We start from the raw sequence: 23,792 nt of genomic DNA, 5'->3' as shown, positions 1-23,792 counted from the left end.
TTTGTACACGGATGTATTTAATTTTTTAGTATTGGTTACTAGGGTAATAATCAATTGATATATTATTAGTTATTGGATTAGTATAAATATAGCTATCTATATCATATACATCCTTAATCATTTCTGAAGTAACTATTTCCTTTGGTATGCCTTCTGCTACTATTTCTCCATCTTTTAAGACTATAAGCTTATGACAGTACTGAGAAGCCAAAGTCAAATCATGTAATGCTGCCAACACGCAAATACCTAAATTTTTAACTAAACTTAAAATTTCAATTTGATATTTAATATCTAAGTGATTAGTTGGTTCATCTAATATTAATATTTTAGGCTCTTGAGCTAATGCTCTAGCAAGAATAACTCTTTGTTTTTCACCACCAGAAAGAGAAGTAAAGCTTCTATTAGAATAATGATCCATTCCAACTTTTTTTAAAGCCTCAGTTGCGATAGAGTAGTCATTTTTATTCTCACTTTCTAGTAAAGACTTATGTGGAGAGCGTCCCATTAAAACAATATCTATAACTTTAAAGTCAAAATTAATATTATTAAATTGACTTACAACTGCTAGATTTTTAGCAATAGTTTTGGGATTAATATCTTTCATATCTTTTCCATCTAAAAATACAGAGCCAGAAGAAGGCTTTAAAACACGATATATGGCTTTTAATAATGTGGATTTTCCACTACCATTTGGACCAATAAGACCAATAAATTCATTATCATTAACAGATAGAGAAATTCCCTTGACAATTTGTTTAGTAGCAATATCTACCTTTAAATCTTTGACAGATAAATTCATACGTAACCTCCTATTTATCTCCGAATCCATAACCTCTTCTTAGTAGTATGTAAACAAAGAATGGTGCACCAACTAGTGCAGTTATAATACCAATTGAAAGTTCCGAATTTGGTATTAACGTTCTAGCAAATACATCAGCCCATATCATAAAAATAGAACCAAGTAAAATTGAAACAGGTGTAAGCTTTTTATGATCAGAGCCAACTAATGAACGAACAATATGAGGAATAATAAGACCTACGAAGCCTATAATACCGCAAACAGAAACTAATACTCCAGTTAAGAGAGAAGTTATTATCATATAAAGTTTGCGATAAAAGTTAAGATTAATACCAAGTGTTATTGCTGATTCATCACCCATTAGTAATACATTTAAAGTACGACTTTGAATAATGAAAAAAATACAACATAATATTACAACTACACTTGGAAATAAAATATTACCCCAATTGGCTCCAGCAAGAGATCCCATAGTCCAAAACTTTACTGTTTGCATACCTTCAGCATTGCTGGCTATAGAAATAATAAAGTTAGATAGTGCATTACAAAGTGCATTTACTACAGTTCCTGAAAGTACAAGTTTTGCTGAAGATATTTTACTACCAAATGAAGCAAGAAGAAGTACCATAGCTGCAGAAATTAATGCGCCTAAAAAAGCCCAAAATGAAGTACCTTGCATACTTAATAAATTAAATGAACCTATACCAAGCATTATTGAAAAAGTAGCACCTAAAGATGCACCAGATGAAATACCCAAAATATATGGTTCTGCTAATGGATTTTGAACTGTTGCTTGCATTATGGTTCCACAAAGAGAAAGACCTGCACCTACAATTATTGCAAGTAATACTCTAGGAAAACGAATCATCCAAATTATATTATAGTTAGCATTTCCTATTAATTCAGATTGATCTCCAATAGTAATACCTAATAATTTATTAATAAGAATCCTATAGGAAACTGAAGGCTGAATTTTTAATGAACCAACAGATACAGATAATATAACTGAAATTATTAATACTACAATTAATGAAAGTAAAAGAATGAAAAATCTTCTCTTAAATTTTTCATTATCTTCAAAAGAAGTATAAGATGTACTGTCCATAAAGTTTTTCCTTCCTAGCATATATGATTTTGAATTTGATTGAGAATATTTCTCAACTGCTTCAAACATTATAATATACATTCTTAAGTAAATGAATATACAATTATAAAAACATGGACAATTATTAAAAATGTATTTAAAGTATTAATATGAATCAAAATAAAAATATGAGTTAATGATATTATGAAATTTTAATCATATTAGTATATATTTTGAACTGTAAGTATTAAGAAAGGAGACAGTAAAGAAATGACAATAGTGAAAGCAAGTGACTTAATTAATGAATTTGGTGATAATTCTATTCAAGTAGTTAGAGTTGGATACTTCGAAAAACAACCTAATTTAGAAAAAGATAGCTATCAAACTAATCTTTCAGCATTTATTTTTCCAGTAAGCGGCCTAGCTAAGATTCAATTTGATGATGAAATTTATGTTGCTGAACCAGGAAAGGTTATTCATGGATGTCAAAATAAACAAATCTCGTTTAATGTCTTAGGCAATGAAAAATTTAAATATATAAATATATATTATATTTCTTATAGTAATTGTACAAATACTGATTATATACATTCTGTTTTTGAAATGAAGATAAAAAATTACGATTTAGTAATAAAGTCATTAAATAATATATTAGAAATTTCCAATAAATCAGAAATAACATCAAAATTAAAATTACAAATACATATTAATTTATTTCTAAGAAAACTATTTAGTGAGCAAAACTATAAAATTCATGATAGTGAAAGTGACTTAGTTTCTGATATAATAGAATTCATATCTAAATATTATATGGAGGATATATCACTAAAAAAATTATCAGGAAGATATGGAGAATCTATAAATCATCTTTCATATGTATTTTATAAATATACTAAAATTAGACCTATTGATTACTTAATTAAGTATAGGATGGCAGTTGCTACTAGGCTTTTAGAGGAAGGTAATTCAGTAAAAAAAGTAGCATCAGCTGTAGGATATAATGATGAGTTTTACTTTAGTAGATTATTTAAAAAACACGTTGGAGTAGTTCCAAGTAAAATAAAAAATAAAAACATAAGTGTAATTACAGAAGGAGAAAATAATGAATGGTAAATTAGTTTATAATAAAGAGTTTAATAGAGATATTTTTATATATTTACCTCCGTCATATAATTGTGGTAAAAAGTATCCTGTTATATATGTTCATGATGGAGACTCATTTGCAGATATTTTAGAGGAACTTATGAGTTTTGCAGAAGAACTTGAGAGCGAAAATTATAGTGAACATATTATAGTGGGCATCACTCCTATAGATAGACTGGATGAATATACTCCATGGCCAGCTGCACCTTTAGTTGAAAAATTCAAGGCATTTGGAGGAAAGGGTGAAGAGTATTTATCATTTATAGTAAATGAATTAAAACCGTATATAGATAGAACTTATAATACTTGCGAAAATAATGCTGGAATAATGGGATTCTCGCTAGGTGGTTTAATATCATTATTTGCTATGTACAAGCACGCCTGTTTTGATAAAGTAGTTAGTATTTGTGGATCACAATGGTACGAGGGTTGGATAGACTTCATTAAAAGTAATGAGATAATTAATAAAGATATTAATATATTACTTATATCTGGACTTAAAGAAGCTGATGGAAAAAAAACAATCCAAAAAAATGCAGTAACCTCTGTTGAAAAGGGATATGAAATATTTAAATCAAATGTTAATGATGAATCTAATGTATCTTTGGAATGGGATGAATATGGGCATCATAATAATAGAATGGAAAGATATAAAAAAGCAATATTATATTTTTATACAGGAAATCATAGAATTTAAAGCAATTAAAGTTGTTAAAAATATGAAAGCAAAAGGCATGGAAATTAAGTTGATAAGCGAAGTGACAGATTTATCAGAGAAAGAAATTAATGAAGCTTAAAAAATAAGGCGCCCATTAAGAAATTAGGCCAGAATATACTCTGAGCTTGATTCTTAATGGGCAGCCTCATTTTTAGGTTTATGCTACTTCAAACTTAGTAACTTTCTTTTGAGTAACCTGTGCAGCGGAGATGGCTACAAGTGTTCCAGATTGAGCAAAGAATACATTTTTTTCTATTATTGTATTCATTAGTGTTTGTATTTCGGCTGTAGTAATATCAGGCTTTATACCACTTATAGAGAAAGTACTCTTTTGGCCTCCAGAAGTTAAAAATGTCATTGTTAAAGTATAATCCATAATTTAATCCTCCTAAAATTTAATAAAATTATAATTTGGACATATTTTTAGAGATGAAAAGTTAAAATGTGGACTTCAATATCAGCCTAAAAAGATAAATTAATTTTCAGTCAAACTTGATGTTTCATTTAGATAAGAATCTCGTGTAGATGCTTCCATAACATTTTTAATAGCCTGAGCTACTAAATAGACATTTTCAGGTGAAGCTTCAGGTTTTACATTAGAAAAGCTTTTCTTTGAGTACACTGGATCTCCAGCACGATCAACACCTTTTTGAATTTCAATACTAATAGATGCAGTTTCAATAGTTTTGTTTACAGCCATAATTAAATACCTCCTAAATTTTGTTTACATATAATATATATGGTTAAGATGAGAAAAAGGAAACACCTTATGAATAAAATTTTAAAATTTATTAATTATTTTCATCTTTATCAGTATCTATAACAATTCCAAGCTTTGTTGATATTATGGTATTAAGCTTTATTATTGTAGAACATAGAAGGTTTAGCTGTTTTTCTAAACGAAAAAGCAGATATGCACAAATTGCTATTGGGAAGCCAGTATTTGAAATTAAAGCAATTAATTGTTCAAAGTCCATAAATAAACTACCCCCTAGTAAGAAATATTTTATATAGAAATATTTTTTCTAAGCTTATTTAAAAGCTGTTTTTTTTTCTTTTTGGCTGTAGTATATGAAAAATGTTTTATGCAGGAATAATCATAAAGGGTATTTTCATTGATAAATAAGTAATTAAATAAAAATTTTTCTTCAGTATTTAATTTTTCAATAGCCATTTGAATCAGTTTATTATCATTATTAAGTATAATAATTTCATCTAATGATGCTTCATCAGATGAAATATCATTAATGGTGCTACTTAAAGAAAAGTCAGAAAGACAACTGTATTTTTGCCTTGTTGCAGATACACGAATAAGAAGATTCAAAGTGTTTTTTATTGAATTACCTGCATAGCCAACAAACCTGTGTGAATTTACATTATATTTTGAAATACACTCAAGCAGAGTAACTATGCATTCGTTTTGAAGATCAGCTATGTCATAGCCAGAAATAAAGGTTCTTTTACATATTGAATTAATAAGTGGGAGAAATTCATTTACTAAATCTTCTTTAGATTCTTTGCTGTCAGTTTGTTTAATGTTTCTAACAATGTATTCTATAAATTCATAATTCACATAATCCCTCCTAAATTTTTATAATTGCTTACATTAGGGATATATGATTTAAGAATATTTTAGTAAACACTTTTTTAAAAAAAGTATTAAAAAGAATAATTAATAGGTATGTAAACACAATACTGAAAAAAATATATCACAGTATTGTTATTAAGAAATATGTTAAATAGAGCTATTTTATTATATTATTATCGATTTCATATTCTAAAAAGCGTATATAATATTGTATTAAGGCTATATGTTTTGAAGTAAATTTATCATTGTTCAAAGTTTCAATGATATTGTCTATTTCATAAGATTTTTTAGTCTTTCTTATTCGTTTGGGAGTATCTAAGTCAATATCTATATTCTGAAAGTTATCATCACTAAAACCAAGCAAAAAATCAGTAGTTACGTTAAAATATGTAGCTAAACGTTTTAAATGCCCATATACAGGGGCTGACTTCCCAGTTTCCCATTTAGATAACATACTGCGTGTTATGTTTATATCAAACTTATCATTTAATTCGTTAGCTAATTCTTCAAGTGTAAGATGTTTTTTCATTCTTAAATTTTTTAGAATAGTGCCTGTAATATTCATTTTTCCTCCACAATTAATTATTAATTAATAATACTATGATAAGTATATATTTATAAATTTTAAAAAGCAATATGGAATTGGAAAAAATTTCAATAAAGTTGTTGACATAGACACAAAAATCAGTATAATTTAAATTAACCAATGTGACACAAATATTTGAATAATTTATAAAAAATAACAGCTATAAAAGGAATATTTGAAAGGAGGTTAACTTAATAATCATTATAAAAAATATAGAAGGGAGAGAGTCTATGTGAATAATAATAAGCCATATGAAGATTTTAAAAAATTTTTATCTAAAATGAAAATAACACAAAAGAAATTAGCCGAAATATTAGGAAAGTCACTGTCATTTATAAATAAGGCTTTAAATGGAAGAGGAGCTGATTTTTCATCACGGGACAGTGTCATAATAAAACTACGATTTAATATTGTCCTGTATGATTATTTATGATATTTGTAAACGATTTTTGGAATTAAATAAAAAGCTGTAAGTTAGGGAGTGTATGATTCTAAAAATATTTTAGTAAGTTATATTAATAGGTAAATTAAGTGGACAAAGATAATGGTATAGAAGATAAATAGAAATTGTTGTGGTATGTAAGGAGAATTATTATGGGTGGAGTAAACGATCTTAAAAGTTTAAATACAGAAACAGTTATTAAATCATTTGATTTAGGCTTAGAAGATAATAAAGATGCTGAATCAGTAATAATGATTGGAGACAGAATTGGGGAAATAAATGAAGAGGATGAAACAGAAGTAATTGAGCTTTTGGTAGATGTTCCTGAAGCTAATAAAAAGATGAGCAAAAGTAAAAATAAAACTGCAAATAAAGATGCTGCAAAGGAAAAAACAATTGAAAAATTAGAAAATGCAGAAGATGAAATAAGTGAAGAAAGTATAGATGAAATAAAGTCAAAGAAATTTAGAGAATATATAAAAGCATGTAATACCTTAAATCTTATACCTTCATGGAATGGATTTGAACGATATTCTAAAATGTAAAACTAGGTTAAAAAATACTCTTTAGACCATCTTAAATATGTAGATAATATATCTTTGTATATGAAAACAGATTTAAGATGGTCTTTTTTTAAAGGCTGAATTATTGCATTGATTATTAGTATGTAAAGGGCAGGAAAAAAGTATACTTAGCAGGTATCATTAGTTAAGCTATGTGAAAAATTACTATATAAAAGTGAGGGGTAGATATAAAATGATAGACTGGATAAAGCTTTCAACTAGAATGTTTGAAGATGAAAAGATAAGAATAATATTATCAATGCCAGATGGAACAATAAAACTTTTGATATGGCTTAAACTTCTCACTCAGGCTGGAAAGGTTAATGATTATGGATTTATTTATTTAAATGAAGATATTCCATATACAAATGAAATGTTAAGTGTAGTATTTGATATAACTGTTGAGGAAATAAGTGAAGCCTTAAAGACACTATCATCGTTAAAAATGATAGATGTATCACAAAACAATATCATAAGAATATGCAATTGGGAAAAGTATCAAAATGTTGAAGGCATGAAGCGTGCAAAGGAAATGAATAAAGAAAGAGTTAAAAGATTTAGAGAAAAGAAGAAACTTGAGGGTCATGAAGGTAATGAGAATAAGGAAGAAAGTATAGATAAAAATTGTAATGATGATTGTAATGGTAATGTAATGGATGAGAAAGAGAAAGAGACTCAGAAAGAGAATGAAGAAATTAAGAATGAGAAATTAGTAGAAGAAAAAGAAGAAAATAAAAATACAGATGATTTATTAAAAAAGCTTAAAGAGTTTGGCATTAATACAAAAGGCTTATCTGTCTCTGTTCTTCAAAAGCTTTTAGATGTTCATGATGAAAGATATATACTTCTTGCAGCAATAAAAGCAATTGAAAAAAATAAGCATGATATAAATTATATAAAAGGCATATTGAAAAATTGGAGAAAAAACGGATATCCAGAAGAAGAGCTTGGTATTTCATCTGATGGCTGTATTGAAATATCTAGAGAAAAGCCTAAACTTAGGTTTAACAATTTTGAAGCCAGGAAATATGATTATGATGATCTTGAAGAGAAACTTCTAGGGTGGAAGTAATAAATGAGTTTTAATATTGATCATAAAAATTTTAAAATTGGGATATTGTAACGTAATTACTTATATGAAGATGTTTTAAATAAATGTTGTTATATTTTGGAGGCTTTCATTAATGTGAAGGTTAATATATATCTTCTAATTATGATTATTCATTTAAATTTGCACCAAAGCAAGACAGATTATATATGATTAACGTAGAAAATTTATTAGAACTTATATATGATGAAAAAATGAAAAGAGTGTTGCTTAACATAAATTAAAAATTTTTATATATGGGGGGAACAGGTATTGAGCAAAGAATGGGTAAAAGAAGAGGAAAACTGGTATTTTTATAAAAACAGCAAAAAGCTTAATGCAACATGGGTAAAGCATGAAAATAGAATGTATTATTTAGAGAAAGACGGAAGAATGGTGAAAGGATGGTTCCAGACTACAAGAGATAATAATTGGTATTATGCATTTTATGAAGAAATAGTTAAGGATAATAAAGTATTTTATGAAGGGCAGATATGTACAGGATGGCTTGAATTAAAAGATTTATGGTATTACTTTGAAGAATATGATGAAGAAAATCTAGGAGCAATGTATTGTAATGGAACATTTTTTATAAATAACAAATATCAAAAGTTTGATTATAATGGAGTATGGCTAGAGGAGGATTTAAATTATAATATTTCAAGTAAAGGTGAAGTTTCAGAAGAGTTTTGTAAATTTGTAGCTTTCTTTGAAGGCTGCAGACTCAATGCATATTATTGTCCAAGCGGTGTAAAGACAATAGGAATTGGATGTACAAGAAATGAAGTGACAAGACTTGGTACTATTACAAAAGAAAGAGCATATGAAGAATTTAGAAAGGATATTAAGAACTTTTTAGAAGAAGTTGATATTTTATGCTCTAGAAATAATGTTAACCTAAACAAGTTTCAGCGTGAAGCATTAATATCATTTTCATTTAATTGTGGCATAATAACACTTGAAAATTCTACTCTTTGGAAAAATATAAAAAATGCAATAAGAGATTATTCTATAATAAAAGAAAACTTTTTAAGATATGTTAAGGGGTATGATGGGAAAGTGCTTCCAGGGCTTGTTAATAGAAGAAAGGCAGAAGCAGAATTATTTTTGTGTGGAAGATATTTTGTGTAGCATGTTTGGTAGGGAATGAAACTGCTTAGACTATAGTTGGACAGGTGGAAGCTTCTGGACATGAAACATATAGCAAGTACTGGTAAATTAAGTTAATAAGTGAAGGGACAGGTTTATCAGAAAAAGAAATTAATTAAGCTTAAAAAATAAAGTGTAAGAAGCAGATAAGATTATTGAAAGTTAATTTTATCTGCTTTTAATATTTATAGATATATTAGAGATTCATGATAAAATATAAATAAAGCGGAGTTATATAATTTTTGATAAAAGTGAAGAAACGTAACTTTTTAAGAAAAATATAAAAAACTATAAAATACAAAAAATAGTATAATTAGAAAAGATGGCGATCGTATGGAGTTATTATTTTTGCCTGTAATACTAATTGTACTATTTATGTTATATCAAAAAGGTAAATTTGATAAAGGAGAATATAAAAACAACATACTTGTGTATCTGACATGAAAAGCAGGAGCATATTCTAATAAAGAATATGATTTAGTAGCAAGAACTTGTTTAAGCCATATAGCATTTAAATATAAAAATGAGGTTATTATTGTAGGTAAATGGAATGGGACAATTGAACAATATAATTTTTCAAAAGAGTATTTATCTAGTATAGAGGAAAATGATTATGATAAACTTTCAGATGATATGGAGAATGTTCTTCATATGAGTCAATCTTGAACAGAGTTGTTTAATTAGTTATAATTAAGTTAAGAATTACACTAAAGATAAAATTGAGGAAGTAAAAAATGAATAACGAAGAAAAATATAAAAAGAACATACATCATATTCACGATAAAAGCTATAAAGACTTATATTCAAAACGTGAAGTTGCTCTAGATTTATTTAAAAATATTAGTAATGCTAACTGGAGCAAAGATCTTAAGGCTGAAGATTTAACATTAGTTAATAATACATACATAACAGCAGATTATGAAGAAAGGGAAGCCGATATAGTATATAAGGCTAATATAAATAATAGTGAAGTGGTTTTTTATATTCTTTTAGAATTTCAATCAAGTGTAGATTATACAATGCCATTAAGATTATTATTTTATATGTGTGAAATACTAAAAGAATATGCAGTCAATACTAAACATAAAAAGTACGATAAAAATGTGAAAATTCCAGCTATAGTTCCAATAGTATTGTATAATGGTGAGCAGGTATGGGATGTACCTAATCAGTTTAGAAAGATGATTTATAATGAAGAGCTTTTTGGCAATAATATTTTAAATTTTGAATATGATATTTTTGATATAAGTAATGATGAAAAATTAAACAAAGATGCACTTATAGATTTAAAAAATGTAACTGCAGCTATATTTTTATTAGATCAAAAGATGGATGCAATAGAATTCTTAGAAAGAATAAAGGTGATAGCACTATATTTTAATTCACTAAGTGATGCTGAAATTAAAGCAATTAAAAAATGGATAAAAAACACTGTAGTTGATCCACTTGCAGAATCTGCCATAAAGATTTTAGAAGCGGATAAAAGGGAGGTAGAACTTATGGTTGCAAGAAATGCTTTTATATTAGATGAAATGAAAGAAAATGCTAAAAAAGAAGGCAGAGAGGAAGGAATAGAAGAGGGAAGAAAAGAAGGAAGAAAAGAGGGTAGAAAGGAAGGCATTGAAAAAAGCAAACTAGAAGTTGTTAGAAATTCTATAAATAATGGATTAAATGATGATATTATTTGTAAAATTGCAAATGTTTCACTAGATTTAGTTAAAAAAATTAGGCAAGAATGTGAGAAAAATTAAAATAAGGTGAAAAAAGCAGGTAAGAGTATTAAAAGTTAATCTTATCTGCTTTTAATATTTGTAGATATATTAGTTATTCATGATAAAATATAAATAAATCTGATTTATATAATTTTTGATAAAAATGAAAAAACATGATTTTTTAAAGAAAACTCTTAAAAGTTCAAAAAACATAAAATTATGAATTTAAGAAATTATAGTGTTTTTCGATAAATTTAATATTTTACATTGCAGGAGATAAAATATATGAGTCAAGGTATAAAGGGATACAATAAATTAGTACGTGATAAAATTCCAGAGATAATTAAATCTTAAGGAAAGACATGTGAAATTATAATTGCATATGAAAAGGAAAAATACAGTTTATTAGAAGATAAATTAAATGAAGAAGTAAATGAATATCTAGAAGACAAAATTTAGAAGAGCTTGCATATGTTATGGAAGTTTTATTTGGACTTGCAGAAGCACTTGGATATAGTGAAGACGATTTATTAAAAGCTAGGAATAAAAAGATTAATGAGCGTGGAGGATTTAAAGATGGAATTGTACTTAAAAGTGTTTTTGAGACTAGCCAGTATAGATGACTTATCACAACTTAAATTTATATACAAAAAGATTGTTGATAATATGAATAGTAACAATTTGGAAATTTGGGATGACATTTATCCATGTGAATTTCTTAAGGAGGATATTGAAAATAATCGTCTTTATGTTTTAGTAAAAAATAATGAAATAATTGGAGCATTTGCTTTATGTGATTCAAATGCTGGCGAAGAATATATAAAATGGGAGAATAAACATGCTAAAGCCTTATATATTGACCGTTTTGGAATTAATGTCAATTATTTAAGAAAAGAAATGGGAAGTTTAATGTTAAAGAAGGCTATTGCACTTGCAAATCATAAAAAGGCTAAATATTTGAGGCTGTTTGTTGTTGATGAAAATGAACCTGCAATAAATCTTTATATAAAGAATGGATTTAAAAAGGCAGAGGGAATTTATGATGAAGTAATTGATGATGATTTTATATTACATGAATATGGATTTGAAATTGAAACAACAATGTAATACAAATTAAAATGTGGAATGATAATTAAAATTTAAATAAATTATGTGGTAAAATATTCATATATTATGCATTAATTTTAATTATGCTAAAAATTTATATTCGATAAATTAGAATTTAAGAGAGGTCTATCATCAATGTACATTTTTAAGACAGCTTATAGAATAAAAAGAAAAAACAGTGACAGCATTTATAAAGGATTTGGATTCAGGCATTTGTCTGATGCGACACAGTACTATATTCATCCGAAGAATGAATTGATTCCACCAAAAACAACTTTATGTCAGCCCATAGGAGAAGCTCTTTCATTATTATCATCAATGATTGTGGAAATAAACAAAGGGAACACAGAAAAAATTGGTGATATATATTTTTCAGATGATAACAGGATATTTTTTGCAAATATAAATATACAGGATGACTGGCGTGAAAATGGGGTGGTACAGTACAACATTTACAATTATAAAGCATTTTTTGATATGGAAACTATAAGAATTGCTGCTTATGATATGAATAATGAATATATACGTGGAGATATGGAGCATCTTCATCCACTATACAAGCTCTTGCCATGTATTGCAGTTATTATTGCTAAAGAAAGCAGATTCAATGAAGATTACAGCAAATTATTTAATGAATATATAAAGAGTCCTTCCGTAGATCTGTTTGCAAATCTCCATGAAGATATTTATCAAAATCATAAAAATTATGATTACAATGTTATATATGAAGATATTTCTGATTATGATATAAGCAGATTAAAATCATATAGCAGCATAAATAAAATTGTTCAGGATAATAAAGAAGATAATAGCATAAGATTACCTGAAAAAGTAATAAAGTTCAATGTTGATGAATTTTCTGAACAATACAGAAACCTCATACCAAAGCTATCAGATGAATTTATTCTGCCATGGAAGTTAAAAAGTGTATGTAATGCAGTAACTGAAGGAGATACTTTAGCTGTTTTGCTTCATGGACCATCTGGAACAGGAAAAACAATAAGTTGTAAACTTATATGTCAGGAGACAGGCATTCCAATAATGGATACAATTAACTGCACAGAAAATCTTGATGAATACATACTTGGAAAGTATATACCTGAAGATGATAAGATAGTATTTAAGGAAAGTTTTGTAACAAAAGCAGTAAGGGAAGGCGGAGCTGTAATATTTGAAGAAATAAATTTTGCAAAGCCTCAGTATCTGGCATTTTTGAATTCATTATTAGATGATAATGGATTTGTAAGGCTTGATAATGGTGAAATTGTTAAAAGGCATAAGAATTTTAGATTTTTTGCAACAATGAATATAGGTTATTACGGTACACGAGAATTGAACCAAGCACTATACAACAGATTCAATAATATAATTGAAATAGGAGAACTTTCAGATAAATCAATAAGAAGGATGCTTATATCGCGTGTACCTCAATGTGAACCAATGGTAGAAAAAATAATAAGTGTTTTTAATAAAATTAAGAGAAAAATTGAAAATGAAGAACTTGATATGGTCATATCACCAAGAAATCTTGAAAACTGGGCAAAGCTTGCAAAGTATGAGGGATATGTTTCAGCTGCTGAAAAGACAATAATACCTATTGCAAAATGTGACCGAATATTTGAAGAGACAATAAGAAGTATTATCGTTTTATATAAGTGGAAGGAAGAATAGAAGATGGAATATGATGATAATGAAATATTAGATGCTTTTCAAAGTGATTATAATAGGGAAATTGAAGAAAGCTTTGTAAATATGCTATGTGATACAGAATATCTTAAATTATTTTTCATCAATGAAAATGAAGCTTTTACAGATGGCAGAAATATAATTGTAGATCCTGCTTTAGATGAAATGTACAAAGACAGAACTGCTCTTTATAAAGCAGAAGAATATCTTGGATGTGAGCATAAATTATGTGAAGATAAATGGCTTGCCTTAAAAATAGTTACACGAAGTCAGAGTATTCATGAAAGCCTTCATATTATATTTACTCATTTTCCATTGTTTTGTGTAAATGATGTAAGAAGTACAACAAATGCAAGACTGAAAACTTTATCTTTGATTGCAAATATAATAGAAGATGCATTTATAGAAGCAGCAGGGTGCAGTTATTTTGATAACATTGAATTTTATTTGAAATTTGGACGAGTTTCAAGATTATTTGCAAGCAATCCTAAGGAAGGAACTGTAAAAAGAGCATTTCATAATGATCATATGCATGATTATAAAAAATCCCAAAACATAAATAATGAATCTTTTGGTTTAAAAAAGCATATGGTAAGAAGTTTTAAATTGAAGAATAAATTAAGTAATATTGTAGAGAAACTCCATAAAGATAAATGTGAATTATTAATGATATATCTTGATTATATGGCTACTGACTTATTATATCCAATGGTAATTCAGCCTGCACCAATATTTGCAATAAGAAAGTATGTAAATGCTACTAAGGAATTATTTCACTCTGGAATGATTTGTGGAAATCCTTATGAAAGGCATAAGTACGTACAAAAAATATTTGATATAATTGAAAATCTTATTCCTGAAGATGATAAAAATATAGATGAAACTATATTAAGGCAGAAATTAGGGGCTATTAAAACTCATGAATCAAAGAATGATTCCCCTATGGATATTAACAGTCAGGGGAAAGAAATAAAAATAACAAAAGTACTTTTTGGTGGCAGTGATAATAATAATGAACAATGGAAGCAGATAATTAATAAATTAAATTCAGAAAAGGAAAATGTTTTAAGACTGTTTTTTAAGAAAGGTGAATATGAAGAATTATATGGAAGTGTTTTTAATGACAGCAGAATTCATAAAGATGTAAAAATAAAAGTAATTAAGCCAAAGATAAATTTGAATTTGAAAAAAGCCTACAATAATATATATAAAAATTATAGTATAAATATTAATTCATACAATGCAAAATTTAGTGCAATACTAAGAGCAAGAGTATCAGGGCGAGAAGAAAGATTACAATTTGGAACAGGAATTACATCAAAGTATATGGGTGACGTAAAAAAGAGATACTGGTATAAAAATATAGAAAGAATTGATATTCCAAAGCTTTCTCTACTTTTATTAATTGATGGCTCAGGCTCAATGAGTGGTGAAAGATGTGAAAGTGCAAGAAATGCAGCTTTGATTCTTCATGAAGTACTAAAAAATCAAAAAATTAAGCACTCAATAGTAGAACATAGGGCATCTTTTGATGAACCATCTATAACATGTAATATATTAATAGATTTTAATGGCAGAGATGATCAGAAATATAATGTTATGAAAATGAAAGCTTCTGGAGATAATCGTGATGGCTTAAGCTTATTATGGGCAGAAAAATACTTAAAATATAATACATCCTTTGATGAACACAAACTTATGATTGTTGTATCAGATGGAGTTCCACTACATACATGTGAGGAAGCTTATTATGTTCCTCCAGTATCAATAGAGGACACAAAAAATGCAGTCAAAAAAATATTAAGACGTGGAACTGAAATAATAGCAGTAGCACTGGATGATGATAATGATAGTGATGAAGAGGGATGTTACGAGGAATTAAAACTAATTTATCCATCTGTAGTTTTATGTTCAGATTTAAAGAGGCTCACTAGTCAGATAATTCATATAATTGCTAAGAAGTTTGAGGTTTAAAGGAATAAATAAAAAACTTAAGGAGCGTGAAGGATTTAAGGATGGAATTGTTCTTAAATCTGTTAAATAAAAAATAATGTAAAGAATATATATTCTTAAGAATTTTAGAATTTAAGAATATATATTTTTTATTTTAAAGGAAACATCTTCATCAGTAGATGAAAATGGGCTATACTGCTAAGCCCGTACCTCATAAAGCATTATATGCCAAGGAAACACCTACTCATATACATTCATAGGTGTAAGCGATTCGCACCAAATGCAAGATTTGGGCTCTCTGCTTAAGAATTTGCAGAAAAATAATATATTTCAATGTTTTTATATATGTATTCGATAGAATTTTGATTTAATATGAGAAAATTTATCTTTATTTTGCTGTTAGCTGTGTTGGCTCCTTATATTTAGAATACAAAATTAATATTGTTGATATTATATATTGTACTATATAATTGAGTTAATAATATTTGAAGGGCTGCATTTAATTTTATATGATAGCTGTATATTTCACAAAGAAGAAAAAATACAAGTTAACCATTAGAATTTAGGAGATAAATTACATGAAAGGTAATAAAGATTATTGGAACAACATATACAAAGAAAAAAGTAATAATAAGATAGTTTATGATTTATGGTTAGATAAGTATGAGGATATAATTAGTAAATATAAAGATGAACCTGTTCTAGATATGGGATGTGGTACAGGAAATAATCTTTTATACTTAACAGAAAGAGGATTCAAAGATATTTATGCTTGTGATTATTCAGAAGAAGCACTTAAGATAGTAAGAAATAATTTTAAGGACGTAAAATTATTAGAGCATGACATAACAAAAAGATTTCCATATAAAGATGGATCCATGAATTTAGTTATAGCTGATTTAAGTATTCATTATTTTAAGAAAAGAAAAACTATTGAAATAATTAAAGAAATAAAGAGAATCTTAAAAGCTGATGGATATCTTATTGGAAGAGTTAATTCTATGAATGATACTAATTATGGAGCTAGTCAGGGTGAAGAAATAGAGAAGCATTATTATTTAACTAAAGATGGTTATAAAAGATTTTTTGATGAAGAAGATATTAGATATTTCTTTAAAGATTTTAACATTGAATACTGTAAGGAAGATAGCATGTTTAGATATGGAAATGAGAAAAAAGTTATTGAATTTTATGTGCATAAAAGGTAATAACTATATAGAAGTCAGATAATTCTAGAGGATAATCTAGTAAAGGTAGTTAAGATTAACTACCTAATTATAGACTAAATTAGAAGTTAATGATGAAATATTTATTAGTTTAATAGTAAAAGGCAGGTAAGATTAAATCAAAAATAGTCTTATCTGCTTTTTTAGTTATTAAAGTAGTTTTTAGAAAAATATAAAAAATACTGATTTAGATGTTTTTCATAAAAAGATGAAAAACAGAAGAAAGTTACAAAAATTTAAAAATAGTAAAAAAAAGAATTTATTGAAGTTTAAGAAAACTATCTGCAATAATATGGTAAAATATAATCTGATGGTAGTATAACTATTAAATTAATATTTATATGTTCAATGCATATATTTTTAGTGACATTGACTTTATAGGGGGAGAACTAATAGGAGTAAATTTTATGAAAGATTATGAGGAATTCAAGAAGAATTTAAAATTAATAAAACGTATAGGTACAGTTTTAAGTATAATAGGCGTATTATTTATAATATTCGGCAAGATAGGAATAGCATTAACTGTAGCGATAGTTGATTTATTATTTGAATGGAAGTTTTATAGATGTCCTTATTGTAAAAATGGATTAGATCTAAGACAAAATTTTGATAAAGATCAATATTGTCCTCATTGTGGTGATAAGATAGAATTATATAATTCTTAAAAGTTTCTTTATTTAATGGAATCTAGGCGAAAATGATTTTAGGGGATTTAATGTTATGAAAAATATAAAAAGTGAAGTTTTTAATAAAAATGAGAAAAGTTTAGTTTTTGAAGAAAATGATAAAAAGCTAAAAAATGAAGAAAGTATAGAAAAATTAGAAATTCATAAAAATAGTAGTTTTGAACAAAATATAAATTTTCATGAAATTAATAATAATGAAGAAAATATTAATATTCATGAAATTCATAATAATATTGGAATTAATGAGATAAGTTATGTTCCTTATAGTAATGAAGTAGACTATGCTACATTTTCAAGAGTATTAAGTGACAGTAAAGTTGTTGCAACTTATAAAATGTACTGGCTCTTAGGATTGTTAGATGAAGCTGCTATGGGAAATGTAGAAATAAGCTTTAGAAAATTAATAAGCAGAATGATAACATATGCATGGTATCCAATTTTAGCATATAAGCTTAGCTTTGGATTATGTGATAATTTAGTAAAGGTCGTTAATTATATTGCAGATACATATAATTTAGGGAGCAATTATAATGAAAAGAAGCTTTTAGAATTTATATATAATAATGAAGATAAAACTTTAACTAAGATGATGAAGGATTTAACTTATAATGTTCCTTATAGATTTTTATCGCCATTCTTTCAAGATAAGCTTAAAGGTGAGACAACTAAACTAGAAAAGATAATAGAAGAGCTTTCAAAGGAAAGCAAAACTTGTGTTTATTCAATATATAGAAATGAAGATAATGAAAGTTATATTAGGATAAATAATGGCTGGGGTAATTATTTAAAATACAATTATAAAATAATTCAAGGATGGGCTTATTATAAGTTAGTATGCTTCTTGCAAAAGCGTAATCCTAACACTCCAGGAATAGCAATGAAACTAGAAGCTCCTAAAAGCAGAAATCTAACTGCACAAACTGCTATATGGAAGGAAATAATACAAAGGAAACATATAGTAGATATTTATACTGATAAAGAATTTATAGATGATAATTATAAATTATATGGTGTTTTAAGCTTAGATCATTTTATACCATGGAGCTTTGTTCTTCATGATCAAATGTGGAATTTAGTACCTACATTTAAAAATATAAATAGCAAAAAGAATGATAACTTATTAGATTATGATACTTATATAGACAAGTTCTGCAATATTCAGTATGAAGCTTTTTCTTTTGTTGTCAATACAAAAAAGAAAAATCAGATTGAAGAATATAGAGAAATGTTAAAGATAGCAGATCCTAAAAGATTTTTGGAGAGAGAATCTAAAGAGGTATTTTTTAAGATGATTAAAAAGGAAGTTTATCCTGTTTATAATATTGCTGTTAATCAGGGGTTTGGAATAGTAACTAATTTGTTTTAATAAGGATGAGGTTTAATTAGAAAATCTATATTTAGATTATGAATTTGGAGGAAAGTAAATGAACTTTAAATGGATGGGTTTTGACAAAGGAGAACCATTTTTAGCAGATGATCTAGGTACTGAATTTTATGGAGATGGACATGATAAATTAAAGATTGTAAGAAAAATGACTTACGAAGAATTAAAATTGAGTAGATAAAATTCAGAATTCAAGGAGGGGAGTTTTTATGAGTATAGTGGGTGAAGAAATGGAAAACAATTTTGTATTTAAGGTGGAAAATATATTTAATATTAAAGGACGCGGAACAGTTATTTCTGGACAATATAAGGGAGTTGCAAGAATTGGAAATGAATTATTGTCATTAACAGGAGAAAAGATTGAAATTTTAGGTATAGAATTATTAAAACCGTGCTCTACAGAAAAAATTGATCATATGGGTATATTAACTGATGCAAAAGCTTGCAGAAACACAGATCTTAAGGGAAAAATATTCTTTAATAGATATGATACTTGCTTTTTGTTTTGCAGTGATCCATTGAATAAAAGAAAACCAGATATGGATTATGCTGAAGAATATGAAGCCGCAAAAGCTAATGGATTTAAGGTACTTTTATTTAGTTATGAAGATTTAATACAATTTGGTAAAGTAAATATAATATTAAGTGAAGAAATTTTCAGGGTAATTTATAGAGGCTGGATGCTTAAACCTAAGGATTATGAATGTCTTTATAATAAGCTTGCAGAAAAAAATTATTATCTTATAAATAATCCAGAAGAATATGTGAATACACATTACTTACCTAATTGGTATAATCATGTAGAGAATCTAACACCTAAATCAATATGGAGTGATGGTATTCCTGAGAAAGAAGAAACAGTGAGATTGTTAAAAGAATTTGGAGAAGAATCAGTAATAGTTAAAGATTACGTCAAATCTCGTAAGCATGAATGGTATAAAAGCTGTTACATTGAAAATGCATCTGAAACAAAAAAAGCACTACAAGTGGTAAATAATTTTATTGAAGGACAGCGAGAAGATTTAAACCAAGGTGTAGTTTTAAGAGAGTTTGTTAATTTAGAATCAATTGGATTTCATGAAAAGAGTGGGATGCCAATTTCCAATGAATTAAGATTGTTTATATTTGACTATAAAGTTGTATGTTTAATAAGTTATTGGGATGGCATAGAAATTAATGAATATCCTAAATTTATAGATGAAATTTTAGAAAAACTTAGAAATGTAAATAGCAATTTCTTTACTGCTGATATAGCTAAAAGATATGATGGAGAATGGATTATAATGGAGTTAGGTGATGGATAAGTCTCTGGATTGCAGGATTACGATGTTGAGAGCTTTTATAAGGAATTAATTACTTATTTATAATCAAGAAGTACATTAATATATTAAGGCATAAAAATTAATGATGTTAAAGTAATATGGATAAATCAATACGTATAAAAAAAGAAAATGATGATAGTATAGATATAGTAAGGTTCTACCATATAAAAGAAATGCTTGTTTGTATGAATAGGTATTCCTTTAGCATACAGAGTTAATAAAGATAATTAGCATGAATGGAGGGCTTAATAAATATTATAATTTACTTTTGAATAAATATAAAAAATTATAGAATATAAGCATTGTAAGAAAATATAGTAATCAGAAGAAAATATTGCTAAGATAAGAAGTTAGATAAAAAGAAGGTTATTTTATTAAAAGAGATTGGGAGAAGAAATGACTAATACTAAATATTATGATGGACATGAAGGTGAACCTGGAATTATATTATATATTCATTTCAAAGACGAAGAAATATATGAATTAAGCATTTGGGATGGATATTTTAAACCTATGATGCAAGCAATAATGGTAGCAGAGATTAATAAAAGAGGTACTTTGTATGATGGCGGAATAGTATTAGAATGGAACATGTGTATAGGCTGGTGCGATGTTTATTCTAGTAAAAGCAAAATTCATAACATAAATCAAATGATTGAAGAATTTTCAATTTTTGATAGCAGAAATTTAGTTGAAGCAGATTATAAGAATATTGATGAGGGATGGGTGAAAGAAATAGAAGAAGTACAAGCTTTAATTTTATCACTATTAAAAAGTGCAATAGATGAAAAATGTGATGTGTATATTGAAGATTGCTAAATAAAAGTCTATGAGGTGGCATTAAGTGGGATTAGATTATTCAATTGATAACAATTTTTAAGGATGCATTAGATTGTGACAATATAATATCATGAAAGACAAGATATAGAACCGATTTATGGGGTGGCTGTTAATTTATATGAGAGTGAGATGATTATTTTGGTTATAAATAATACTGGTTTTAATTTCTTAGATGAATATGAAGATGATGATTTGGAAATAGTATTTTCTTTAGAATATACTCATTCGTTTTCAGGAAATATGAATTTAATTTTTGCATATTCAGAAGATCTAAAAGGAGAAAAAGAATATTTTATTTTATATAAGAAAATTTTTAAAGAAGCAAAAAAAATTAGGATTACAAATGATTGTGCACAAAATATTATAAATATAATTGAAAATGCTAGAATATCAATAAAACCTCCTGAAAATTTTGGAGTAGATGGACATTACTATATTATTACAGTATTTAATAATGGAAATTTTTCGCAATATTATTGGTGGAGTGAACCTGATGGTGATTGGAAAGTATTTCAAGAACTAATTGATATAATCTTTGATTCTATAAATAATTGTGATAAAGAAAATTAGATAATTAACTTTTGGAGTATAATTTTATATGATAAAGAAATGAACATAAAAGAAAAAATATCAGAAGAATTTTATAGAGTAAAAGATATTCTAGGACATAGACCAAGCAGAGTAAAATTTTACAATAATATTGATGATGAAATCTATTCAGCAATAAAGAAAACAAAAAGCTCATTAAATCCATTTAATGATTATTTAGGATTTTTACAAGAAATCAAAGAATTATCAAAAAGTGAAGAGTTATTAATAAATACAAAAGCTCATGAATTTATGAAAATGATAGAAAATACAAGTATGAGCAAAAGTTATAAAATTCCTGAATTTTTAGCTTTTTATAATAATGGCAATATAAAAATGGAAATTAATGAAGATGATATTTATAATAGCTTTTATGAATTTTATTATAAAGAAAGTAATAAAGTGCATATGCTTAGACATAAATTGATGAATTTATTGATTTGTGGAATATAAGAAGCTTAGGTATTATGAGGAGAGGAAGTTTGATGCTTAAAAGTAGAAATCGTAATTATATCTATAATGGGAAGTTAACGTGACCAGATAAAAGAATCAAATTATAGAATAAGTTATAGGAAAATGAATGGTGAATTTATAGAAATAAGTGAGTTGGTTGTTAAATATTGGTATTATTGAACAAATAATAGTTTTAACTGTTGGAAGAGTTTACTTTCATAAAAATATAATTTTAAATCTATTCCAATATTGATTATAAAGGCTTCATCTGTATGTGTTATATATAGTACAAGTGTCATAAGCAAAGGCAGTCTCTAGCAAAAAGAAATTTACGTTTGTCATATCTGTTATTACAATTTGAATGTTCTTGAAGTGCAGTAGATATAATAAGGTATGAACAAAGATAATACCAAAAGGTCATGCCTTCGCTAGAACTCTTAGCGAAGGTATTGAAATAATTGGAGAATTAAACAGTGACATTTATAGCCTGTATAGACTTGTCATACTTTTGGATAATTTCAAGGCATCTTTTAAGTTCTTGTTGTAGCATTGCTTTACCAGCAGGGTGATTACATTCTTCTATTTGTTGAAGAAGTTTTACATATTTTTGTTTAGTTTCATATATTTTATTGTCAATTTCGTTTTCTATTTTTATCCTATTTAGTTCCTTTTCGGAATTGATTTTAGATATTGTAGCTATGTCCTTAATAATTGATGTAATAGATGCTGCTCCGCCTAGAAGTAAACCTCCATCTGATGATAGATTTATTTGTAATAGCATTAAATCTATATTAGGATCACTAGGCGCAAGTGAAATTGCAATTTCTTTACTAATGGAGAAATCTGGTTTAGAATATTGCTGAAAAAAATCAATTATTTGTAATATATCATTTGCAATTTCGTATAAATTATTGAAATCATCTAACATTGTAGATAGCTCTGTAACATAAAAATCATCATTTAATAGAATTTCAATTGCACCTAGCGATTCATTAAAATTATTTTCCTTATTTTTAAATTTTTCATCCGCTAATATATAATAGGTATCAATTTTTTTAATAATTGTTTTAATAAAGTATAATAATGTAGGAATATCATATTTAGTTAGTACCTTTGCAGTAAATTTATTTAATGTATTATAGAGTTCCCTTGAATCTATATTTGTATATAAATCAGTCACTTGTTTTGTGATTTTTAGCTTGACCACTTTGGAACAATGATTATTTGCACTATTTGTTAGTCTATTTATTATATAAATTCGATCTTTAAAAGATAGATGCAAGAATGCAAAACCTTTGTAATATAAATGGATACTTTTTATATCATCTGCATATCCAACAATTAATTCTTTTTTATGGTCCCAAAATTTTATTTGATCAATCAATTGTAGATTATCATCTGTTAAATTAAGGTTATTAATCCAAGAGTAAAACGACATATAAGCCATAGAAGAACCTCCCATAAAAGTTTAATAATTAAATTTATAAATAATTATAACAGGAAAATTAAGGATTTTCTATAATATTTAATTAATGTACAATTTTTATAATAAAGCGCTACTATTTTAGCAACCAAAAGAGCAATAGAAACGGCAAAATGTTTTTTATTTGTATATAATTCTAAATAATATTTTACACTTTTTAAATTTGTGAAAGGTGTGGAATAATTAATTTTAG

The 23,792-nt window shown here is 26.7% G+C and carries 26 protein-coding genes and 1 pseudogene; 19 read left to right on the top strand and 8 right to left on the bottom strand.

Features of this window, described 5'->3' with window-relative positions:
• Positions 1 to 25: 25 nt before the first annotated feature.
• Together CNEONATNEC86_RS12170 and CNEONATNEC86_RS12165 are read right to left on the bottom strand one after the other, a co-directional pair.
• Complete coding sequence (locus CNEONATNEC86_RS12170; protein WP_159116430.1) at positions 26 to 799, bottom strand: ABC transporter ATP-binding protein; 774 nt, start codon at positions 797 to 799, stop codon at positions 26 to 28.
• 10 nt (positions 800 to 809) lie between these two features.
• The gene (locus CNEONATNEC86_RS12165) at positions 810 to 1,904 is read right to left on the bottom strand and encodes a FecCD family ABC transporter permease (RefSeq protein ID WP_058295451.1); all 1,095 of its coding nucleotides are present in this window, start codon (positions 1,902 to 1,904) and stop codon (positions 810 to 812) included.
• A gap of 249 nt (positions 1,905 to 2,153) precedes the next feature.
• On the opposite strand from CNEONATNEC86_RS12165, the gene CNEONATNEC86_RS12160 reads away from it, so the two are divergent.
• Positions 2,154 to 2,996 carry a helix-turn-helix transcriptional regulator gene (locus CNEONATNEC86_RS12160; RefSeq protein WP_125149794.1) on the top strand — a complete coding sequence of 281 codons (843 nt, stop codon included), beginning with the start codon at positions 2,154 to 2,156 and terminating at the stop codon, positions 2,994 to 2,996.
• On the top strand, positions 2,986 to 3,723 hold the full coding sequence (locus CNEONATNEC86_RS12155) for an alpha/beta hydrolase (RefSeq protein WP_159136114.1): 738 nt from the start codon (positions 2,986 to 2,988) through the stop codon (positions 3,721 to 3,723). The genes CNEONATNEC86_RS12160 and CNEONATNEC86_RS12155 overlap by 11 nt, the downstream gene beginning before the upstream one ends.
• A 178-nt stretch (positions 3,724 to 3,901) precedes the next feature.
• Here the strand turns inward: CNEONATNEC86_RS12155 and CNEONATNEC86_RS12150 are convergent, their stop codons facing one another.
• From CNEONATNEC86_RS12150 to CNEONATNEC86_RS12130, 5 genes are all read right to left on the bottom strand, one after another.
• On the bottom strand, positions 3,902 to 4,120 hold the full coding sequence (locus tag CNEONATNEC86_RS12150) for a DUF2922 domain-containing protein (RefSeq protein ID WP_058295448.1): 219 nt from the start codon (positions 4,118 to 4,120) through the stop codon (positions 3,902 to 3,904).
• A gap of 99 nt (positions 4,121 to 4,219) precedes the next feature.
• The gene (locus tag CNEONATNEC86_RS12145; RefSeq protein WP_058295447.1) at positions 4,220 to 4,444 is read right to left on the bottom strand and encodes a DUF1659 domain-containing protein; all 225 of its coding nucleotides are present in this window, start codon (positions 4,442 to 4,444) and stop codon (positions 4,220 to 4,222) included.
• A 91-nt stretch (positions 4,445 to 4,535) separates the two neighbouring features.
• A complete protein-coding gene (locus CNEONATNEC86_RS12140) occupies positions 4,536 to 4,721 on the bottom strand; it encodes a YvrJ family protein (RefSeq protein ID WP_058295446.1) in 186 nt (61 codons plus the stop codon).
• A 29-nt stretch (positions 4,722 to 4,750) separates the two neighbouring features.
• Positions 4,751 to 5,317 carry a sigma-70 family RNA polymerase sigma factor gene (locus tag CNEONATNEC86_RS12135; protein ID WP_159136113.1) on the bottom strand — a complete coding sequence of 189 codons (567 nt, stop codon included), beginning with the start codon at positions 5,315 to 5,317 and terminating at the stop codon, positions 4,751 to 4,753.
• A 172-nt stretch (positions 5,318 to 5,489) separates the two neighbouring features.
• Complete coding sequence (locus CNEONATNEC86_RS12130) at positions 5,490 to 5,897, bottom strand: helix-turn-helix domain-containing protein (protein ID WP_058295444.1); 408 nt, start codon at positions 5,895 to 5,897, stop codon at positions 5,490 to 5,492.
• 253 nt (positions 5,898 to 6,150) lie between these two features.
• Here CNEONATNEC86_RS12130 and CNEONATNEC86_RS12125 point away from each other — a divergent pair, with 253 nt between their 5' ends.
• From CNEONATNEC86_RS12125 to CNEONATNEC86_RS12045, 17 genes and pseudogenes are all read left to right on the top strand, one after another.
• Positions 6,151 to 6,351 (top strand): helix-turn-helix domain-containing protein, encoded by a 201-nt coding sequence (locus tag CNEONATNEC86_RS12125; protein WP_058295443.1) that lies wholly within the window; start codon positions 6,151 to 6,153, stop codon positions 6,349 to 6,351.
• A gap of 161 nt (positions 6,352 to 6,512) precedes the next feature.
• On the top strand, positions 6,513 to 6,905 hold the full coding sequence (locus tag CNEONATNEC86_RS12120) for a hypothetical protein (RefSeq protein WP_058295442.1): 393 nt from the start codon (positions 6,513 to 6,515) through the stop codon (positions 6,903 to 6,905).
• Positions 6,906 to 7,116: 211 nt separating this feature from the next.
• Positions 7,117 to 7,995 carry a phage replisome organizer N-terminal domain-containing protein gene (locus CNEONATNEC86_RS12115; protein WP_159136112.1) on the top strand — a complete coding sequence of 293 codons (879 nt, stop codon included), beginning with the start codon at positions 7,117 to 7,119 and terminating at the stop codon, positions 7,993 to 7,995.
• Between the two features lie 288 nt (positions 7,996 to 8,283).
• Entirely contained in the window at positions 8,284 to 9,141 is an 858-nt protein-coding gene (locus tag CNEONATNEC86_RS12110; RefSeq protein ID WP_159136111.1) for a lysozyme, read from the top strand.
• Between the two features lie 752 nt (positions 9,142 to 9,893).
• On the top strand, positions 9,894 to 10,910 hold the full coding sequence (locus tag CNEONATNEC86_RS12105; RefSeq protein ID WP_159136110.1) for an Rpn family recombination-promoting nuclease/putative transposase: 1,017 nt from the start codon (positions 9,894 to 9,896) through the stop codon (positions 10,908 to 10,910).
• Between the two features lie 258 nt (positions 10,911 to 11,168).
• Positions 11,169 to 11,494, top strand: a pseudogene (locus CNEONATNEC86_RS12100) (phosphoribosyl-ATP pyrophosphohydrolase).
• Positions 11,448 to 11,978: a GNAT family N-acetyltransferase gene (locus tag CNEONATNEC86_RS12095; protein WP_338149283.1), complete on the top strand. Its 531-nt coding sequence runs from the start codon at positions 11,448 to 11,450 to the stop codon at positions 11,976 to 11,978. The pseudogene CNEONATNEC86_RS12100 and the gene CNEONATNEC86_RS12095 overlap by 47 nt, the downstream one beginning before the upstream one ends.
• 135 nt (positions 11,979 to 12,113) lie before the next feature.
• Entirely contained in the window at positions 12,114 to 13,649 is a 1,536-nt protein-coding gene (locus CNEONATNEC86_RS12090) for an AAA family ATPase (RefSeq protein ID WP_159136109.1), read from the top strand.
• Between the two features lie 3 nt (positions 13,650 to 13,652).
• On the top strand, positions 13,653 to 15,638 hold the full coding sequence (locus tag CNEONATNEC86_RS12085) for a vWA domain-containing protein (protein ID WP_159136108.1): 1,986 nt from the start codon (positions 13,653 to 13,655) through the stop codon (positions 15,636 to 15,638).
• Positions 15,639 to 16,195: 557 nt separating this feature from the next.
• Positions 16,196 to 16,825 carry a class I SAM-dependent methyltransferase gene (locus CNEONATNEC86_RS12080; RefSeq protein WP_159136107.1) on the top strand — a complete coding sequence of 210 codons (630 nt, stop codon included), beginning with the start codon at positions 16,196 to 16,198 and terminating at the stop codon, positions 16,823 to 16,825.
• A gap of 425 nt (positions 16,826 to 17,250) precedes the next feature.
• Positions 17,251 to 17,508, top strand: coding sequence for an FmdB family zinc ribbon protein (locus CNEONATNEC86_RS12075; protein ID WP_159136106.1), 258 nt, complete (start codon positions 17,251 to 17,253; stop codon positions 17,506 to 17,508).
• Positions 17,509 to 17,563: 55 nt separating this feature from the next.
• Positions 17,564 to 18,895 (top strand): HNH endonuclease domain-containing protein, encoded by a 1,332-nt coding sequence (locus CNEONATNEC86_RS12070; protein ID WP_159136105.1) that lies wholly within the window; start codon positions 17,564 to 17,566, stop codon positions 18,893 to 18,895.
• Positions 18,896 to 18,953: 58 nt separating this feature from the next.
• The gene (locus tag CNEONATNEC86_RS12065) at positions 18,954 to 19,094 is read left to right on the top strand and encodes a hypothetical protein (protein ID WP_159136104.1); all 141 of its coding nucleotides are present in this window, start codon (positions 18,954 to 18,956) and stop codon (positions 19,092 to 19,094) included.
• Between the two features lie 28 nt (positions 19,095 to 19,122).
• Positions 19,123 to 20,217, top strand: coding sequence for an ATP-grasp domain-containing protein (locus CNEONATNEC86_RS12060; protein WP_230132275.1), 1,095 nt, complete (start codon positions 19,123 to 19,125; stop codon positions 20,215 to 20,217).
• Positions 20,218 to 20,631: 414 nt separating this feature from the next.
• Positions 20,632 to 21,054, top strand: coding sequence for a hypothetical protein (locus tag CNEONATNEC86_RS12055; protein ID WP_159136103.1), 423 nt, complete (start codon positions 20,632 to 20,634; stop codon positions 21,052 to 21,054).
• A gap of 150 nt (positions 21,055 to 21,204) precedes the next feature.
• A complete protein-coding gene (locus CNEONATNEC86_RS12050) occupies positions 21,205 to 21,645 on the top strand; it encodes a hypothetical protein (protein WP_159136102.1) in 441 nt (146 codons plus the stop codon).
• Between the two features lie 39 nt (positions 21,646 to 21,684).
• Positions 21,685 to 22,116, top strand: a complete 432-nt coding sequence (locus CNEONATNEC86_RS12045; RefSeq protein ID WP_230132274.1) for a hypothetical protein — start codon at positions 21,685 to 21,687, stop codon at positions 22,114 to 22,116.
• Between the two features lie 466 nt (positions 22,117 to 22,582).
• Here the strand turns inward: CNEONATNEC86_RS12045 and CNEONATNEC86_RS12040 are convergent, their stop codons facing one another.
• On the bottom strand, positions 22,583 to 23,563 hold the full coding sequence (locus CNEONATNEC86_RS12040) for a hypothetical protein (protein WP_159136101.1): 981 nt from the start codon (positions 23,561 to 23,563) through the stop codon (positions 22,583 to 22,585).
• Between the last annotated feature and the right edge of the window lie 229 nt (positions 23,564 to 23,792).

This window comes from Clostridium neonatale, assembly GCF_900465025.1.
GTDB classification, from domain to species: Bacteria; Bacillota; Clostridia; order Clostridiales; family Clostridiaceae; genus Clostridium; species Clostridium neonatale.
The sequence above is the reverse complement of the archived record's forward strand: the minus strand, read 5'-3'. Positions and strand labels throughout refer to the sequence as shown.